The sequence below is a fragment of the Pseudomonas sp. NPDC090592 genome (assembly GCF_044769185.1).
Taxonomy (GTDB): domain Bacteria; phylum Pseudomonadota; class Gammaproteobacteria; order Pseudomonadales; family Pseudomonadaceae; genus Aquipseudomonas.
Genome location: NZ_JBIVXJ010000038.1, coordinates 12,765 through 29,635, shown reverse-complemented (window position 1 = coordinate 29,635; position 16,871 = coordinate 12,765). Strand labels below are relative to the sequence as shown.

The window sequence follows — 16,871 nt, the reverse complement described above, 5'->3', positions numbered from 1 at the left end:
CTGGCCCCACCCTTTTTACTGTCTTCGAACGAGCCAATCGACATGAATCTTGCCGATCACGATCTGCTGCGTGAAGTTTGCTACATCGATGGAAAATGGCAGCCGGCCGACAGTGGTCAGCGCATTGCCGTGACCAACCCGGCCACGGGCGTTGTGCTGGGCCACGTGCCACGCATGGGCGCTGAAGAAACCCGCCGCGCCATCGCTGCTGCCGAGCGGGCCTTGCCGGCCTGGCGTGCGCTGACGGCCAAGGAGCGCGCTGCAAGGTTGCAGGCCTGGTTCCGCGAAATCCTTGCCCACCAGGAAGACCTGGCGCGCATCATGACCGCCGAGCAGGGCAAGCCGCTGGCCGAGTCCCGCGGCGAAATAGCCTTTGCTGCCGCCTACGTGGAGTTCTATGCCGAGGAGGGCAAGCGTATCTACGGCGATGTGATTCCATCGCCCAATGCCGACCGCCGACTGATCGTCACCAAAGAGCCGATTGGCGTGTGTGCGGCGATCACGCCGTGGAACTTCCCGGCAGCGATGATTACCCGCAAGGCTGCGCCGGCACTGGCCGCTGGCTGCACGCTGGTACTCAAGCCGGCATCGCAAACGCCGTTCAGCGCCTTGGCTTTGTGTGTGCTGGCTGAGCGCGCGGGCATTCCGCCGGGCGTGCTGAGCGTGGTTACCGGCGATTCTGCGGCCATTGGTGGCGAACTGACTGCCAGCCCGGTGGTGCGCAAGCTGTCGTTCACGGGCTCGACGCCTATCGGCATCCAGCTGCTGCAGCAATCGGCGGCGACGGTGAAGAAGGTCACCATGGAACTGGGTGGCAATGCCCCGTTTATCGTGTTCGACGATGCCGACCTGGAAAAGGCCGTGGAAGGGGCGCTGATCGCCAAGTTCCGCAACAGCGGGCAGACCTGTGTATGTGCCAACCGTTTCTATATCCAGAGTGGCATCTACGAGCGCTTTGTGGCGCGTTTTGCCGAGCGTGTCGGTGAGCTGGTGGTAGGGCAGGGCGATGCCGTGGGGACGCAGGTAGGGCCGATGATCGACGGGCGTGCGGCCAGTGGTGTGGAGCAGCTGGTGGGTGAGGCGGTCGAGGCGGGTGCGCGGGTAGTGACGGGTGGGCGTCGGCATGCGCTGGGCGAGGCGTTCTTCGAGCCCACTTTGCTGGCCGATGTTACCCCGGGCATGCGCGTGGCGCGGGAGGAAATTTTCGGGCCGGTGGCGCCGATCTTCCGCTTTAGCACCGAACAGGAAGTGATCACCCAGGCCAACGATACCGAGTTCGGCCTGGCCTGCTATGCGTATACACAGGACGTCGGGCGCGTGTGGCGGGTGTCCGAGGCGCTGGAGTACGGGATGGTGGGTATCAACGTGGGTGTGGTTGCTACGGAAGTGGCGCCGTTTGGTGGCGTTAAGGCCTCGGGGTTGGGTAGGGAAGGGTCGCGTTACGGGATCGAGGATTATCTGGAGATCAAGTACGTGTGCGTGGGGCTCTGAAGCAGTCCTGATCCTTTGAGGTTGGCAGGCCCGGCCCTATCGCCGGCAAGCCGGCTCCCACAGGTGGCACACAGTCCTTGAGACCTGTGCTGTACATGTGGGAGCCGGCTTGCCGGCGATAGGGCCGGTGCAGGTCAACCCTTGCTGTCGAGCAACCGCTGGTAGCGCGAGAGGCTTTCTTCCAGGTGCTTGCGCAGCGCCGTGCGTGCACTGTTCACATCACCCATGCTGATCGCCGACAAGATCGCCCCGTGCTCACGGCCGATCTTCTTGATGTGTGCCTGGCGGTTCTTGCCGGTCACCTGGCCATGCTTGAGGTTGAGGTCGAGGATGATGTCCGGCCCTAGTGCTTCCAGCAGTTGGGTGAAGTGCGGGTTGTTGGTGGCGCGGGCAATGGCCAGGTGGAACTCGAAGTCGGCCTTGGCTTCTTCCTCTTGCGAAGCGCCGTCCAGCGAGTTGAACCGGTCGAACGCCTCGGTGATCGCCGCCATGCTCGCCGGGCTGCGCCGCTCGGCGGCGCGCGCCACCGACTCGGCCTCGATACCCAGGCGCAGCTCCAGGATCTGCGCCGCGGCGCGCACGTCATCCACCACGCTGTCGATGGCAAAGCCGATGCGTTTTACGTCTTGCTCGACCACGAATACACCCACGCCCTGGCGGGCAATCAGGCGCCCGCCAAGGCGCAGCGAGGCGACGGCCTCACGGATGACCGGGCGGCTGACGTTGAATTCCTTGCACAGCTCTTGTTCGGACGGCAGCTTGTCGCCCGGGCCGTAGGTGCCGTTGTCGATGCGGATGGAAAGCTCCTGGATCACGGTTTCCGCCAGGTTGGCGCGACGCGTGCCTAACGACGCATTCATAGAAAAGTTGCTCCTGAAACTGATTGGCTCATCACGGTTGATTCTCCGGCAGGTTGCGCGCAGCCCTCGTGCCCCTTGCGGCGGGATCCGTAGCCAACCAGCGGTGATGTTGTCGGCATATGTTATCAAACATCTGACCTGTGGGAGCGGGCTTGCCCACGAACGGGCCTCCACGCGTGCTTACAAAAAATTTAACAACGCCTTCAGCATACACCCATTGACAGTTGCCTGCTGACTGTTATCTTACAAGTGCGATGGCGTTCTGGCCAATTCGCATGCGGTAAGCGATGTCGAGGTTCGTCCAATTACTACTGGGAGCTGAGCATGAATAACAATAACGGAGGGCGTGCAGCCCTCGCGACCGCGGTAGGTTTGCTGATAGCCATGGGGACGGCGCACGCAGCGGACAGTGAAATTGTCAGGATCGGCTTTGCCGGGCCCCTGACCGGCCCATCGGCACACCAGGGACAGGACGTCGAGCATGGCATTCAGATTGCCGTCGAAGAGGCTAACCAGCAGCAACTGAAAATCGGTGACAAAGTGGCCCAGTTCAAGCTGGTGTCCGAAGACGATGTTGCCGACCCGCGCACCGGCACTGCGGTGGCGCAGCGGCTGGTGGACTCGAGAGTGGCGGTGGTGATCGGCCATTACAACTCCGGTACCAGCATCCCCGCGTCGAAGATCTACGCCGCCGCCGGCATCCCGCAGATCTCGCCGTCGGCCACTAACCCGACGCTGACTCGCCAGGGCATCACTTCGGTGTTCCGTACCGTCAACGACGATGCCACCCTTGGCCGCTATGCCGGCAACTACCTGGTCAGCCAGCTCAAGGCCCAGCGCATCGCCATCTTCGACGACCGTACCGCTTACGGCCAGGGCCTGGCCGATGAAGTGACCAAGGCGGTCAAGGCGGCAGGCGGCAACGTCGTGGTGCGCGAATACACCAACGACAAGTCCACCGACTTCAACGCCATCCTCACCACTGCCAAGGCGCAAAAGGCCGACGCGGTGTTCTTCGCCGCGCTCGACTACCAGGCTGCGCCCATGGCCAAGCAGATGAAGAGCCTGGGCCTGAAGGCGCGCTTCATGAACATCGGCAACCTGCCCAACGACTCGTTCAAGCAAATGGCCGGCAGCGCCGCCGAAGGCACCTACGCCTGGAACTACGGCACGCCGCTGCAGGACATGCCCAAGGGCGCGGCGTTCGAGCAGAAGCTCAAGGACAAGTTCGGCGTAGGCGTGGTGCAGTCTTCACCGGCTGCCTATGACGCCACCTGGGCGGCGATCAACGCCATGGTCAAGGCCGGCTCCGACGACCCCAAAGTCTACCTGCCGGTGCTCAAGGGCCAGAGCTACGACGGTGTCACCGGCACCATCGCCTTTGATGACCAGGGCAACCTGAAAAAACCGGCGGCGACCGTGTTCCAGTTTGCCGACGGTGGCTGGAAAACCCTGTCGGTCGAGCGCGACTGAGTTCTACCCATAACAAGCGGGCACAAGCCCGCAACATAACAAGAAGACTTTTCCCACCTGCCAGGCCTGTCGGTCGCGTGGTGCTTCAACGCCGCGCGCCGACGACAACGCAGTTTCGAGGATTCAGCGCGTGGACGGTAATTTCGATATCTTGTTGCAACAGGTCCTCAACGGCCTGGTGCTGGGCAGTATCTATGCCCTGGTCGCCCTGGGCTACACCATGGTCTACGGCATCATCGGCCTGATCAACTTCGCCCATGGCGAGGTGGTGATGGTCGGCGCCATGGTGACCATTTCGGTACTGACGATGCTCGCCGGCGCAGGCTTTGCGCCCGGTATCATCACCTTGCTGCTGGCGATCATGGCTGCCGTGGTGGTGTGCATGCTGCTGGCTCAAGGCATGGAAAAGTACGCCTACCGGCCCTTGCGCAAAGCCCCGCGGCTGACCCCGCTGATTCTTGCCATCGGCATTTCCATTGCCCTGCAGAACCTGGCGATGATGATCTGGGGGCGCGGCTACAAAACCTTCCCCGAGGTGGTCGAAACCCAGCCGGTGGACGTATTCGGTGCCACCATCACCAACGTGCAGCTGTCGATCATGCTGATTGCCGTGGTGATCATGCTTGGCCTGTGGCTGCTGGTGGACAAGACCCGCCTGGGCAAGGCCATGCGCGCCACCGCGCAAAACCAGGAAGTGGCCGGGTTGATGGGCATCAACATCAACCGGGTGATCAGCGCCACCTTCCTCATCGGCGCCAGCCTGGGCGCCATTGCCGGCGTCATGCGCGCCGTCAACTACGGCCAGGCGGATGCCTACATGGGCCTGTTGCTGGGCCTGAAGGCGTTCTCGGCCGCGGTGCTGGGTGGCATCGGCAACCTGTTCGGCGCCATGGCCGGCGGCCTGTTGCTGGGGCTGATCGAATCGCTTGCAGCGGGGTATACCGGGCAGCTCACCGGTGGCTTCCTGGGTGCCAACTACCAGGACATCTTTGCCTTTGCGGTGTTGATCCTGGTCTTGCTGTTCCGGCCAAACGGCCTGCTTGGCGAACGCCAGGCCGACCGTGCCTGAGGAGCCCGCGATGAAAAACCTCAAGACCCAATACCTGCTGTTGACCCTCGGCTTCATTGCCTTGCCGTTCATCATCGAAGCCATCCCGATGCTGGGCCCCACCTGGGTGCGCATTCTTGGCTTTGCCATGCTTTACGTGCTGTTGGCGCTGGGCCTGAACATCGTCATCGGTTATGCCGGCCTGCTCGACATGGGCTACATCGGCTTCTATGCCATTGGTGCCTACCTGTATGCGTTGCTGGCCTCGCCGCACCTGCAACTGGCGGGGCTGACGCAAATGGTGATGGACTGGCCGCTGTGGGTGATCATTCCGCTGGCGGCGATTGCGGCTGCCATCTGCGGGGTGTTGATCGGGGCGCCAGTGCTCAAGCTGCGCGGTGACTACCTGGCCATCGTCACCCTGGGCTTTGGCGAAATCATCCGCATTTTCATGAACAACCTGGACCAGCCGGTGAACATCACCAATGGCCCCCAGGGCATCAGCAGCATCGCACCGCTGCATGTGGACGGCGGGGCATGGATGCATCTGCCGGGCGAGGGCGCCGCGCCGCTGCTGTCCTTGCAGCAAAGCTGGAGCCTGTTCGGCCTGCAGGTTTCGCCGGTCATCAGCTATTACCTGTTCTTCCTGTTCATCGTCATCCTTTGCATCGTTTTGTCCAAACGCCTGGAAGTGTCGCGCATCGGCCGCGCCTGGATGGCCCTACGCGAGGATGAAGTGGCGGCAGAGGCCATGGGCCTGAACAAGCGCAACCTCAAGCTGCTGGCGTTTGCCATGGGCGCAACCTTTGGTGGCGTATCCGGTGTGCTGTTCTCCAGCTACCAGGGCTTTGTCAGCCCTGAGTCGTTCACCCTGATGGAATCGATCATGGTCCTGGCCATGGTGGTGCTCGGCGGCATGGGCTCGATCCGCGGCGTGGTGCTGGGGGCGCTGATCCTGTCGGTGATGCCAGAGCTGTTCCGTGACCTGGTCAACTGGATTCAGCCCTGGGTGATGGACAACGTCACCTTCATCAGCCGCGACATCCTGCGCAACGTGCTGGATGCCTCGACCCTGCGCATGCTGGTGTTCGGCCTGGCACTGATCCTGGTCATGCGTTTTCGCCCTGAAGGCCTGTGGCCGTCCGATCGCCGCCGTGCCGAACTGCACGACAGCGACCCGGAGCTTGCGCCAGTGCCGGCAGCACTCAGCACTGCAGTGCAGGCGCCGGCCACCGAAGCCTCTTTCGAATACCCGGCCAAACAGGCGGACAAAGCATGAGCGACGTACTTCTCGAACTGCATCAGGTGAGCAAGTTCTTTGGTGGCCTGCAGGCGCTGCACGGTATCGACCTGAGCATTCGTCGCGGTGAGATCCGCGGCCTGCTCGGCCCCAACGGCGCGGGCAAGACCACCTTGTTCAACGTGCTCACCGGCTTGTACAAGGCCGAGCAGGGGCGGGTGATGTTCGACGGCAAGCCGCTGCGCATCAGCAAGCCGCACAAGGTGGTGGAGGCCGGCATTTCCCGCACGTTCCAGAACATCCGCCTGTTCCACAACATGACCGCCCTGGAAAACGTGATGATCGGCCGCCACGTGCGCACCCGCAGTGGTGTGTTCGGCGCCATCCTGCGCACCCCGGCTTGCGTGCGTGAAGAGCGGGAGATCCGCCAGGCCGCCCGTTACTGGCTGAACTACGTTGGCATCGGCCACCTGGCCGGTGAACTGGCCAAGAGCCTGTCCTACGGTGACCAGCGCCGCCTGGAAATTGCCCGGGCCTTGGCAACCGAGCCCAAGCTGATTGCCCTGGACGAGCCGGCAGCGGGCATGAATGCCTCGGAAACCGAAGGCCTGCGCCAACTGATGTGCAAGATGCAGGCAGATGGCAAGACGGTGCTGTTGATCGAGCACGACGTGAAGCTGGTGATGGGCCTGTGCGACCACATCACCGTGCTGGAATTCGGCCGCAAGATCGCCGACGGTTTGCCGGCGGATGTGCGCAAGGACCCCAAAGTGATCGAGGCGTACCTGGGCGCGGAGGCTGTAGCATGAGCAACATTCTGGAAGTGAATGATCTGAAGGTGTCCTATGGCGCGATCCAGGCGATCAAGGGCATCGACCTCAAAGTGGGTCAGGGCGAAATGGTGGCGCTGATCGGTGCCAATGGTGCCGGCAAGACCACTACCTTGAAGACCCTGGCCGGGTTGCTGAAGCCCAGCGACGGCAACATCACCTTCGATGGCAAGGCCCACGCGGCGATCAAAAGCCATGACCTGATTCGTGAAGGCCTGGCGCTGGTGCCAGAAGGGCGGGGCATTTTCCCCAAGCTGACCGTGCACGAAAACCTTGAGATGGGCGCCTTCACCCGGCGCGACGGCAAGGACGCCATTGGCGCCGACATCGAGCGCATGTACGGCATCTTCCCGCGGCTGAAGGAGCGTGCATATCAGCTGGCCGGGACCATGTCGGGCGGGGAGCAGCAGATGCTGGCCATTTCCCGCGCGCTGATGGGCCGGCCCAAGCTGTTGCTGCTCGATGAGCCGTCCATGGGCCTGGCGCCGATCATCGTGCAGAAAATCTTCGAGACCATCGTCGAGGTGGTCAAGGGTGGCGTGACCCTGTTGCTGGTGGAGCAGAACGCCCGGCTTGCGCTGCAGACCTGCCAGCGTGCCTACGTCATTGATGGTGGGCGCATCACCCTGGAAGGCTGTGCCAAGGCGCTGCTGCATGACGATCAAGTGAAAAAGGCCTACCTCGGCGAGTGACGCCCAGGGGCAGTGGCTGCTGCGCAGCCAATCGCCGGCAAGCCAGCTCCCACAGGTTTGCGCGGGTTTCAAGGCAAGCGCTGTACCTGTGGGAGCTGGCTTGCCGGCGATGGGGCGCACAGCGGCCCCAGCAAGCACATTTCAAGTATTTATCTGGAGATATGCAGTGAGCGATATCGAGCGTTATGGGTTCGACACCCGTATTCACCATGCCGTCAAACACAATGGTGTTGTGTACCTGACCGGCCAGGTAGCCACACCCGGCGAGTCCGCTGCGGCGCAAACCCGTGAAGTGCTGGCCAAGATTGACCGCCTGCTGGCCGAGGCAGGCAGCGACAAGACCCGCATCCTCAATGCCATTTTGCTGTTGGACGATTTCCGTGACTTCGATGAGGTGAACAAGGTGTGGGACGCCTGGCTGGTCAAAGAGCACGCACCTGCACGCTCTAGTGCCCAGGCGCGCCTGGCCAAGCCCGGCATGCTGGTTGAAATCATCATCACCGCCGCAGCTTGAAGCGCGCCTGACAATGCGCCCCGCACGTTTACAGTCACTGCGATCCACCGGGTTTCGCCGAACACAATGATAAGAAGGCTCGCCGCAGCCCGTGCCGCGGCGAAGCTGATCGAAGGTTTCAGATGACGTCGTCCCAAGCGAAAAAACAACGTTCCCTCCAGCATGGCCTGACTTCTCGCCAGGTCTCGATGATTTCCATCGCCGGCATCATTGGTGCCGGCCTGTTCATTGGCTCTTCGAACGCCATTGCCTCCGCTGGCCCCGCCATCCTCATCTCCTACGCCATGACCGGGCTGCTGGTGCTGCTGGTGATGCGCATGCTGGGCGAAATGGCCGTGGCCAACCCCAACAGTGGTTCCTTTTCCACCTATGCCGGCGAGGCCATCGGGCCGTGGGCCGGGTTTACCATCGGCTGGCTGTACTGGTGGTTCTGGGTGCTGATCATCCCTGTCGAGGCCATTGCCGGCGCAGATATCCTGCACGCCTGGTTCCCGTCGATACCTTCCTGGCTGTTCGCGTTCCTGATCATGGCGGTGCTGGCGTGCAGCAACCTGGTCAGCGTGAAAAACTTCGGTGAGTTCGAGTTCTGGTTCGCCCTGGTCAAGGTGCTGGCGATCATCGGTTTCATCGTGGTGGGTGGCATGGCTGTGTTCGGTGTCTGGCCGCTGGCCAAGGTGTCCGGCGTCAGCCAGCTGTGGGCCAATGGCGGCTTTGTACCCAACGGCTGGGGGGCGGTGCTGGGTGGCGTGCTGATCACCATCTTCTGCTTCTTCGGCGCAGAGGTGGTCACCATTGCCGCGGGCGAAACTTCCAACCCGAAGGAGAAGATCCGTCGCGCCACCAACCTGGTGGTGTACCGCATTGCCATCTTCTACCTGGCGTCGATCTTTCTGGTGGTGTCGCTGGTTGCCTGGAATGACCCGGCGTTGAAAACGGTGGGGTCGTTCCAGCGGGTGCTGGAAGTGCTCAACGTGCCCGGCGCCAAACTGATGGTCGACCTGGTGGTGCTGGTGGCGGTAACCAGTTGCATGAACTCCGGGCTGTATACCGCCTCACGCATGCTGTATTCGCTGGGCGCGCGCGGTGAAGCGTTGCCGATCACCCGGCGGGTATCGGGCAGCGGTGTGCCGGTGGCGGCGGTGCTGTTGTCGACGCTGGCGGGGTTCGCGGGTTGCCTGGTCAACTATGTATTCCCGGGGAAGGTGTTCAGCTTCTTGCTGTCGACCACAGGCTCCATTGCCTTGCTGGTTTACCTGGTGATTGCCGTGTCCCAGCTGCGCATGCGCGCACGTGCCGAGCGTGAAGGTACCGAGCTGGCGTTCAAGATGTGGTTGTTCCCATGGCTGACCTGGCTGGTCATTGGTGCCATCTTGTTGGTGCTGGGGTACATGCTGGTCAGTGATGCCTACCGTTATGAAGCATTGATGACGGCGGGGGTGACCGGGTTCATCCTGCTGGTGTGCGTGACCCGGCGGCAAGTGGGCATGGCGGGCAAGGTGGTGTACGGGGATTGACAGCCTGGGGCCGCTCTGCGGCCCATCGCCGGCAAGCCAGGCTCCCACATCGAAAGCGGATCTTCCAGGCTATATGTGATCCCTGTGGGAGGCTGTCACTTCGAAAGCGGATCCCCCAAGCTGAATGCGATCCCTGTGGGAGCTGGCTTGCCGGCGATGGGGCGCGAAGCGGCCCCAAAAAACCTAAGTGTGCGGCACGCTCCGGGCACTTGCACCGCCCGCATACTCAGGCTTCAAATGCCCTTGCTCATCCAGCAGATAAGCATCCATCACCTCCCGCACCACCGGCCCCGCCACGCGCCCCCCAGCCTCACCATTCTCGATCATCACCGCCACCACCACACTCGGGTGGTCAGCCGGGGCAAAGCCGACAAACAGCGCATTGTCGCGGTGCCGTTCCAGGGTCTTGTTGCGGTTGTAACGCTCGCCCTGCTTGATCGCCACCACCTGCGCGGTACCGCTCTTGCCGGCAATCCGGTACTGCGCACCCGCTGCCGCCGCACGGGCGATACCGCGCGGGTCGTGCATGACCATCTGCATGCCCTGGCTGACCTGGTCCCAGGCGTGTTTGTCGTGCAGCACGATGTTGGGCATCGGGTTGGGGTCGATTGGCGCAGCGCCGCCCACGGTCATGGCCAGGTGCGGGCGGTGCCACACCCCTTTGCTTGCCAGCAGGCTGGTGGCCTGGGCCAGTTGCAGCGGGGTGACCTGCATGTAGCCCTGGCCGATGCCCAGGATCAGTGTCTCCCCCGGGAACCAGGCCTGGCGCCGGGTGGCGCGCTTCCACTGGGCTGACGGCATCAGCCCGGACGCTTCTTCGAACATGTCCAGCGACACCTTCTGGCCCAGGCCGAATTCGGCCATGTAGTCGTGCAGGCGGTCGATGCCCAGCTTGTGCGCCAGGTCGTAGAAGTAGGTGTCGTTGGAGCGCATGATGGCGGTGTACATGTCCACCCAGCCATCGCCGCTGCGGTTCCAGTTGCGGTACTTGTGGTCATAGTTGGGCAGCTCGTAATAGCCCGGGTCGAACACCCGGCTGCCCGGGGTAATCACGCCGCTGTCGAGGCCGGCAATGGCCACTTCCGGCTTTACCGTCGAGCCTGGGGCATACAGGCCGCGCAGCACGCGGTTGAACAGCGGGCGGTCGATGGAGTCGCGCAGCTCGGCGTATTGCTTGAAGCTGATGCCCTTGACGAACAGGTTGGGGTCGAAGCTGGGGTTGCTGACCATCGCCAGTACATCGCCATTGGCCGGGTCCAGCACCACCACCGAGCCACGGCGGTCGCCCAGGGCTTTTTCGGCGGCTACCTGCAAGTGGGCATCCAGGGTCAGGACGATGTCCTGGCCCGGGGTCGGGGCCTTGTGGTTGAGCACGCGCATCACCCGGCCCTGGGCGTTGGTCTCCACCTCTTCATAGCCTACGTGGCCGTGCAGCTGGTCTTCGTAGAAGTGTTCGATGCCGGTCTTGCCGATCGACTGGGTGCCGCGGTACTCGGTGCTGTCGAGAACCTTGGCTTCTTTCTCGTTAATGCGCCCCACGTAGCCCACCGAGTGGGCGAAATGCCCGGCCAGCGGGTACTCGCGGATGAACTGCGGCTCCACCTCCAGGCCCGGCAGGCGGAACTGGTTCACCGCCACCAGGGCAATCTGCTCTTCGCTCAGGCCCACCATCAGGGTTACCGGTTCGAAGGGCTTGCGGCCACGGCGCAGGTCCTTGTCGAACTGCTTGCGGTCGTCCTCGCTCAGGCCCAGTACCTGGGCCAGGGTGTCGAGCACCTTGGCCGAGTCACCGCCGGCCCGCTCGCGGGTCATGGTCAGGTCGAAGCTGGGTTTGTTGTCGGCCAGCACTACACCGTTGCGGTCGTAGATCAGCCCGCGTTCGGGGGCGATGGGCAGCACGTGCACGCGGTTGTTTTCCGATACCGCGGTTTGCTGGTCGTGCTGCAGCACCTGCAATACATACAGCCGCCCCACCAGCACGGCACACAGGCTGAACACCAGGGCGGCGCAGGCCAGGAGCCGGCGGTTGACCAGGTGCTTTTCCTTTTCGTGGTCCTTGAGGGGGATGGGTTGTGGCATTGGTAGCTCTTTTCTGCAGCTATCACGGCGGCTGTACGGGCGCGCGATCGGGCCGGGGATGCTACGCAACACCTACCGCAGCCTCAAGGCGGGTGACGGCTGCCGGTGGGGCGGCAGGGGCTGTCTGCCCCGTATTCAGGGCGCTGGCGGCGAACATGAAGATTTGTTCATGGCGGCGCTGCCATGGAGTGCAAGGCAAGATGGATGGCGGTTTTGTGGATCCATGAAATGTAAGTGTTCGATAAGCGAACAGAAGTTGAGCGAAGTGCTGATTTTGTAACTAACTGAATATAATGGATTATTATGTATTATCTTTGATTTTTCATACCATTAAAGCGTGTTCCCTCCAGCTTTGCTAAGCGCCCCGTGTTGTTTGTGGATCCATTATCTGGTTGATTAGCGCCTGACAACGGCCGGAGCCCTCCTGCCGTATGCGACAACAATTACAAAAAGGGTCCAAGTCATGAATGGCTATCCAGGGGCACGGAACCGTCAACGTTCCTTCCGCTTTGCCTGCGCGTGCGCAGTTGTCCTTCCACCTTTGGCCAGCCTGGGCCAGCAGGTGACCCCATGAATACCGATCTCAAGCAACGCCTGGACAACGACCCGATGGGTCGCTTCCAGTGCCTGGCCATTGGTATTTGCATTGTCCTCAACATGATCGACGGCTTCGACGTGCTGGTGATGGCCTTTACCGCCGCCTCTGTGTCTGCCGAGTGGGGCCTGAACGGCGCGCAGGTGGGGCTGCTGCTTAGCGCCGGCCTGTTCGGCATGGCGGCCGGGTCGTTGTTCATTGCGCCGTGGGCCGACCGCTTTGGTCGCCGCCCGCTGATCCTGTTGTGCCTGGCGCTTTCCGGCATCGGCATGTTGCTCTCGGCCATGAGCCACACCCCGTTGCAACTGGCGCTGCTGCGTGGCCTGACCGGGCTGGGCATTGGCGGCATCCTGGCCAGCAGCAACGTGATTGCCAGTGAATATGCCAGCAAGCGCTGGCGTGGCCTGGCGGTGAGCCTGCAATCGACCGGTTATGCCCTGGGCGCGACGCTGGGCGGTTTGCTGGCGGTGTGGTTGCTGGGGCATTGGGGCTGGCGCTCGGTGTTCCTGTTTGGCGGCGTTGTCACGGTGCTGGTGATTCCGCTGGTGCTGCTGTGGTTGCCGGAGTCGCTGGACTTCCTGCTGGCACGCCGCCCGGCCAATGCGCTGGCGCGGGTCAACCGCCTGGCGGTGCGTCTCGGTCAGCCGGCCCTCGCGCAGCTGCCGACAGCCACTGCCAGGGAGCAGGGTGCTGCCAGCGGCTTCCGGCAACTGCTGGCACCGGCCATGCGCCGTACCACGCTGGTGATCTGGCTGCTGTTCTTCCTGGTCATGTTCGGCTTCTACTTCGTCATGAGCTGGACGCCCAAGCTGCTGGTGGCCGCCGGCCTGTCGGCCCAACAGGGCATCACGGGCGGGGTGCTGTTGAGCGTCGGCGGCATTCTTGGCGCGGCGTTGATCGGTGGCCTGTCTTCGCGCTGGCCACTCACGCGTGTGCTGGCCTTGTTCATGCTGGTCACGGCGGGGTTGCTGGTGCTGTTCGTGGCCAATGGCGCTTCGGTCAGTGCCGCCCTGGCACTGGGGCTGCTGATCGGGCTGTTTTCCAACGGTTGCGTGGCTGGCCTGTATGCACTGTCGCCTGTGGTCTATGACGCCTCGGTACGCGCCACCGGCGTGGGCTGGGGCATCGGCATCGGCCGCATGGGCGCCATCCTTTCGCCGACCGTGGCCGGTGTGTTGCTGGATGGCGGCTGGCAACCCCTGCACCTGTACGGGGTGTTCGCCAGCGTCTTCGTGCTGGCCGCAGGCTGCTTGCTGCTGCTTCGGCCAATGGCCAGGCCAACACCCGTTGCACCTGTCGAAGCTCTGAGCCAGTAAGTGCCGCCCGGCCTGGCCGGGTACCTGAATGCAGCTTGCCGGCGCAGGCCCATGTTGGCCTGCGGCGGTCGGCTGCGCCTATGAAAAGCGGAGAACAATAATAATGCTGCACACAACCTGCACACCGGCCCGTTCGGCCCTGGCGGTATCGCTGGCGCTTGGCCTGGGCCTACCTGCCTGGGCCGGGGAGGGCGGCTTCCTGGAGGATGCCAAGGCCGGGCTGACCCTGCGCAACTACTACTTCAACCGCGATTTCCGCGACCCGGGGGCGGCCAAGGGCAAGGTCGAGGAGTGGGCCCAGGGTTTTATCTTCAAGTTCAGTTCTGGCTACACCCCGGGGCTGATCGGTGTTGGCCTGGACGGCATCGCCATGTTCGGTGTGAAGCTGGACAGCGGCAGCGGCACCAGCGGTTCCGAACTGCTACCGGTGCATGGCGACGGACGCGCGGCTGACGATTATGGGCGCGCCGGCCTGGCGGCAAAGGTGCGCATTTCGGCCACTGAGCTGAAGGTGGGTGAACTGTTGCCGGACATTCCATTGCTGCGTTACGACGATGGCCGCCTGTTGCCGCAGACATTCCGCGGCGCGATGCTGGACTCGCGGGAGATCGAAGGCCTGAGCCTGCAGGCCGGTCAGTATCGCGAGGTGAGCCTGCGCAACTCGTCCGACATGCAGGACCTTTCTGCCTGGGCCGCGCCGGGCGTTACTTCCGACGGGTTCAACTATGCCGGCGCCGAGTATCGCTTCAACCAGCAGCGCACGCTGATCGGCGCCTGGCATTCGCAGCTTGAAGATATCTACCAGCAAAGCTACTTCAACGTGCTGCATAGCCAGCGGGTAGCTGAGTGGACGCTAGGCGCCAACCTGGGCTATTTCATTGACCGGGACGACGGTCAGGCGCGCATCGGCCATATCCAGAGCCGCACCGGCTACGCATTGCTCTCGGCCTCCCACAGCGGCCACACGCTGTACCTGGGGTTGCAGAAGGTCAGTGGCGACAGCCAGTGGATGTCGGTGTACGGCAGCAGCGGCCGGACCTTGGGCAACGACATGTTCAACGGCAATTTCAGCAACGCTGACGAGCGCTCGTGGCAAGCCCGATACGACTACAACTTTGCTGCGCTGGGTGTGCCGGGGCTGCTGGCCATGGTGCGTTATGGGCATGGGGAGAATGCCACCACCGCGGCAGGCCACAATGGCAAGGAATGGGAGCGCGATACCGAGGTGAACTACACCTTCCAGAGTGGGGTGTTGAAGGACCTTAACATCCGCCTGAACAACGCGACCAACCGGCGCAGCTTCAACAGCGATTTCGACCAGACCCGGTTGATTGTCAGCTACCCGTTGTCTCTATAAAGGCTTGCACCGCGTCGCCTTCTTCGCGGGCCCGCCCGCTCCCACAGGGTTCGCGCTTATCCTGGGTTTTCCGCGATCCTGTGGGAGCGGGCATGTCGAGGCGTCGAACCGCCGCGAACACCGGCGTAGCCGGTGCCATGCACCCCGCCATACGCTAAGATGCCCGCTCATGTCCCTGGAAGTAGCCCGGATGAGCAAGCCTGGTCAAATGGTGCTGGTCGCGTTGCGCAAGATGATCGCCTCGGGCGAGCTGGCGGCCGGCGAGCGCTTGATGGAAGTCCCCACTGCTGAACTGTTCGGTGTGTCACGCATGCCCGTGCGCATGGCGTTTCGCACCCTTGAGCAGGAAGGCCTGCTGGTACGCTTTGGTGGCCGGGGTTTTCAGGTGCGCTCGGTCAGTGCCGATGACATCGCCGGTGCAGTCGAGGTGCGCGGCGTACTGGAAGGCCTGGCTGCCCGCCAGGCCGCAGAGCGTGGCCTGTCAGCCCAGGCCCGCGAGGCGCTGCAACGCTGCCTGGTCGAAGGCGACCAGCTGTTCGACAAAGGCTTTGTCACCGAAGAAGACCTGCAGGCCTACCACGACCTCAACATGCGCTTTCACCAGGTGATCATCGAGGCCAGCCGCAACCCGGCCATCGCCGACGCCTTGGCGCGTAACGACCACCTGCCATTCGCCTCGGTCACCGCCCTGGCAGTGGACCGCCACAACCTGGCCCGCGAATACCGGCGTTTCAACTTCGCGCACATGCAGCATCACGCGGCATTCGATGCCCTGGTCAACCGTCAGGGTGCCCGCGCCGAAGCCATCATGCGCGAGCACGCCAACGCCACCTTGCGCTATGCCGAAACCTTTGGTGGGGCAACGGTGGAAGAGGGCATGAAGGTCATCCTGCCCTCGGCGTAGGCCGGTTCAGATATCCAGCACCAACAGCGGCGTTCTGGAGCGCGAGCAGCAAGGCGTGAACTGATCGTTCAGCGCTTGTTCCTCTTCGGTCAGGAACATGTCGCGATGGTCCGGCGTGCCTTGCAGCACGCGCGTCAGGCACGTGCCGCAAATGCCCTGTTCGCATGACATGGCGATCTCGATACCGTTTTGTTCCAGCACCTGCACCACCGTCTGGTCGGCCGGCACCTCGAACACCTGGCCTGTGCTGCCGACCTGCACCGAAAAGCTGCCATCGTTGCTGGCATCCACGGGCGCTGCGGCAAAGTACTCGCGGTGCAGGCAAGCCTCCTGCCAGCCCAGGCCTCTGGCACTGTCCAGCACATGCTGCATGAAACCACCCGGCCCGCACACGTACAGGTGTACGTCCGGCTGCGGGTCAGCCAGTACCCGTGCAATGTCCAGGGCCGTTTCCGGTTGCTCGTCAAAATGCACGAACAGGCGGTCGGCGAAAGGTGCCTTGCGAATGCGCTCGACAAAGGCAGCACGCTCACTTGAGCGGGCGCAGTAATGCAGTTCGAAATCCCCACCGCTTTGTGCCAGGTGTTCGGCCATGCACAGGATCGGGGTAATCCCGATGCCTCCGGCAAACAGCACGCTGCGCCGTGCCCCTTCCGCCAGCGGGAACAGGTTGCGTGGTGCGCTGATACGCAGGCGTGCGCCGGCCTGCACCTGCTCGTGCAGGCTGCGTGAGCCACCCCGCGAGGCCGGGTCGTTGAGTACGCCGATCAGGTAGCGGTGGCGCTCTTCAGGGTGGTTGCACAAGGAATACTGGCGCACCAGCCCGTCAGGCAGGTGCACATCGATATGCGCCCCGGCGCTGAACGCCGGCAGCAGGCTGCCATCCGCTGCCGCCAGTTCAAAGCTGCAAATGCCCTGCGCCTCATCGTTACGGGAAACCACTACGGCATCGATCATG

General features: G+C 63.1%; 14 protein-coding genes. 11 read left to right on the top strand and 3 right to left on the bottom strand.

Annotation, left to right across the window (positions count from 1 at the left end; all coding sequences use genetic code 11):
• Positions 1-42 precede the first annotated feature (42 nt).
• The gene (locus ACIQUI_RS25195) at positions 43-1,491 is read left to right on the top strand and encodes an NAD-dependent succinate-semialdehyde dehydrogenase (protein WP_403203361.1); all 1,449 of its coding nucleotides are present in this window, start codon (positions 43-45) and stop codon (positions 1,489-1,491) included.
• A 134-nt stretch (positions 1,492-1,625) separates the two neighbouring features.
• Here the strand turns inward: ACIQUI_RS25195 and ACIQUI_RS25190 are convergent, their stop codons facing one another.
• The gene (locus tag ACIQUI_RS25190; RefSeq protein WP_403203360.1) at positions 1,626-2,351 is read right to left on the bottom strand and encodes a FadR/GntR family transcriptional regulator; all 726 of its coding nucleotides are present in this window, start codon (positions 2,349-2,351) and stop codon (positions 1,626-1,628) included.
• 324 nt (positions 2,352-2,675) lie between these two features.
• Between ACIQUI_RS25190 and ACIQUI_RS25185 the strand changes: the two genes are divergently transcribed.
• The 7 genes from ACIQUI_RS25185 (at position 2,676) to ACIQUI_RS25155 (ending at position 9,662) form a co-directional block, all read left to right on the top strand.
• A complete protein-coding gene (locus ACIQUI_RS25185) occupies positions 2,676-3,824 on the top strand; it encodes a branched-chain amino acid ABC transporter substrate-binding protein (RefSeq protein ID WP_403203359.1) in 1,149 nt (382 codons plus the stop codon).
• Positions 3,825-3,954: 130 nt separating this feature from the next.
• A complete protein-coding gene (locus tag ACIQUI_RS25180; protein ID WP_201205212.1) occupies positions 3,955-4,893 on the top strand; it encodes a branched-chain amino acid ABC transporter permease in 939 nt (312 codons plus the stop codon).
• A 10-nt stretch (positions 4,894-4,903) separates the two neighbouring features.
• On the top strand, positions 4,904-6,151 hold the full coding sequence (locus ACIQUI_RS25175; protein WP_403203358.1) for an ABC transporter ATP-binding protein: 1,248 nt from the start codon (positions 4,904-4,906) through the stop codon (positions 6,149-6,151).
• The gene (locus ACIQUI_RS25170; protein WP_391129837.1) at positions 6,148-6,921 is read left to right on the top strand and encodes an ATP-binding cassette domain-containing protein; all 774 of its coding nucleotides are present in this window, start codon (positions 6,148-6,150) and stop codon (positions 6,919-6,921) included. Before ACIQUI_RS25175 ends, ACIQUI_RS25170 begins: the two co-directional genes overlap by 4 nt.
• Positions 6,918-7,634 (top strand): ABC transporter ATP-binding protein, encoded by a 717-nt coding sequence (locus ACIQUI_RS25165; RefSeq protein WP_403203357.1) that lies wholly within the window; start codon positions 6,918-6,920, stop codon positions 7,632-7,634. The genes ACIQUI_RS25170 and ACIQUI_RS25165 overlap by 4 nt, the downstream gene beginning before the upstream one ends.
• 166 nt (positions 7,635-7,800) lie before the next feature.
• Entirely contained in the window at positions 7,801-8,148 is a 348-nt protein-coding gene (locus ACIQUI_RS25160; RefSeq protein WP_300022126.1) for a RidA family protein, read from the top strand.
• A gap of 122 nt (positions 8,149-8,270) precedes the next feature.
• Positions 8,271-9,662, top strand: coding sequence for an amino acid permease (locus tag ACIQUI_RS25155; protein ID WP_403203356.1), 1,392 nt, complete (start codon positions 8,271-8,273; stop codon positions 9,660-9,662).
• A 183-nt stretch (positions 9,663-9,845) separates the two neighbouring features.
• Here ACIQUI_RS25155 and mrdA read toward each other — a convergent pair whose 3' ends face one another.
• Positions 9,846-11,741 carry a penicillin-binding protein 2 gene (gene mrdA / locus ACIQUI_RS25150; protein ID WP_403203355.1) on the bottom strand — a complete coding sequence of 632 codons (1,896 nt, stop codon included), beginning with the start codon at positions 11,739-11,741 and terminating at the stop codon, positions 9,846-9,848.
• 570 nt (positions 11,742-12,311) lie between these two features.
• On the opposite strand from mrdA, the gene ACIQUI_RS25145 reads away from it, so the two are divergent.
• The 3 genes from ACIQUI_RS25145 to ACIQUI_RS25135 all read left to right on the top strand — a co-directional run bounded on the left by ACIQUI_RS25145 (position 12,312) and on the right by ACIQUI_RS25135 (position 15,913).
• Positions 12,312-13,652 carry an MFS transporter gene (locus ACIQUI_RS25145; RefSeq protein ID WP_403203354.1) on the top strand — a complete coding sequence of 447 codons (1,341 nt, stop codon included), beginning with the start codon at positions 12,312-12,314 and terminating at the stop codon, positions 13,650-13,652.
• Between the two features lie 103 nt (positions 13,653-13,755).
• On the top strand, positions 13,756-15,009 hold the full coding sequence (locus ACIQUI_RS25140; protein ID WP_403203353.1) for an OprD family porin: 1,254 nt from the start codon (positions 13,756-13,758) through the stop codon (positions 15,007-15,009).
• Positions 15,010-15,199: 190 nt separating this feature from the next.
• Complete coding sequence (locus ACIQUI_RS25135; RefSeq protein ID WP_403203382.1) at positions 15,200-15,913, top strand: GntR family transcriptional regulator; 714 nt, start codon at positions 15,200-15,202, stop codon at positions 15,911-15,913.
• 6 nt (positions 15,914-15,919) lie between these two features.
• Here ACIQUI_RS25135 and ACIQUI_RS25130 read toward each other — a convergent pair whose 3' ends face one another.
• Entirely contained in the window at positions 15,920-16,870 is a 951-nt protein-coding gene (locus tag ACIQUI_RS25130) for a PDR/VanB family oxidoreductase (protein WP_403203352.1), read from the bottom strand.
• Position 16,871: the final 1 nt, after the last annotated feature.

Excerpts from the sequence above, each read along its gene's own strand:
- ACIQUI_RS25165 (WP_403203357.1), top strand. The coding sequence starts at position 6,918 with ATGAGCAACATTCTGGAAGTGAATGATCTGAAGGTGTCCTATGGCGCG.
- ACIQUI_RS25135 (WP_403203382.1), top strand. The coding sequence starts at position 15,200 with ATGAGCAAGCCTGGTCAAATGGTGCTGGTCGCGTTGCGCAAGATGATC.
- ACIQUI_RS25195 (WP_403203361.1), top strand. The coding sequence starts at position 43 with ATGAATCTTGCCGATCACGATCTGCTGCGTGAAGTTTGCTACATCGAT.
- ACIQUI_RS25140 (WP_403203353.1), top strand. The coding sequence starts at position 13,756 with ATGCTGCACACAACCTGCACACCGGCCCGTTCGGCCCTGGCGGTATCG.
- ACIQUI_RS25185 (WP_403203359.1), top strand. The coding sequence starts at position 2,676 with ATGAATAACAATAACGGAGGGCGTGCAGCCCTCGCGACCGCGGTAGGT.
- ACIQUI_RS25170 (WP_391129837.1), top strand. The coding sequence starts at position 6,148 with ATGAGCGACGTACTTCTCGAACTGCATCAGGTGAGCAAGTTCTTTGGT.
- ACIQUI_RS25155 (WP_403203356.1), top strand. The coding sequence starts at position 8,271 with ATGACGTCGTCCCAAGCGAAAAAACAACGTTCCCTCCAGCATGGCCTG.
- ACIQUI_RS25130 (WP_403203352.1), bottom strand. The coding sequence starts at position 16,870 with ATGATCGATGCCGTAGTGGTTTCCCGTAACGATGAGGCGCAGGGCATT.
- mrdA (WP_403203355.1), bottom strand. The coding sequence starts at position 11,741 with ATGCCACAACCCATCCCCCTCAAGGACCACGAAAAGGAAAAGCACCTG.
- ACIQUI_RS25190 (WP_403203360.1), bottom strand. The coding sequence starts at position 2,351 with ATGAATGCGTCGTTAGGCACGCGTCGCGCCAACCTGGCGGAAACCGTG.
- ACIQUI_RS25145 (WP_403203354.1), top strand. The coding sequence starts at position 12,312 with ATGAATACCGATCTCAAGCAACGCCTGGACAACGACCCGATGGGTCGC.
- ACIQUI_RS25175 (WP_403203358.1), top strand. The coding sequence starts at position 4,904 with ATGAAAAACCTCAAGACCCAATACCTGCTGTTGACCCTCGGCTTCATT.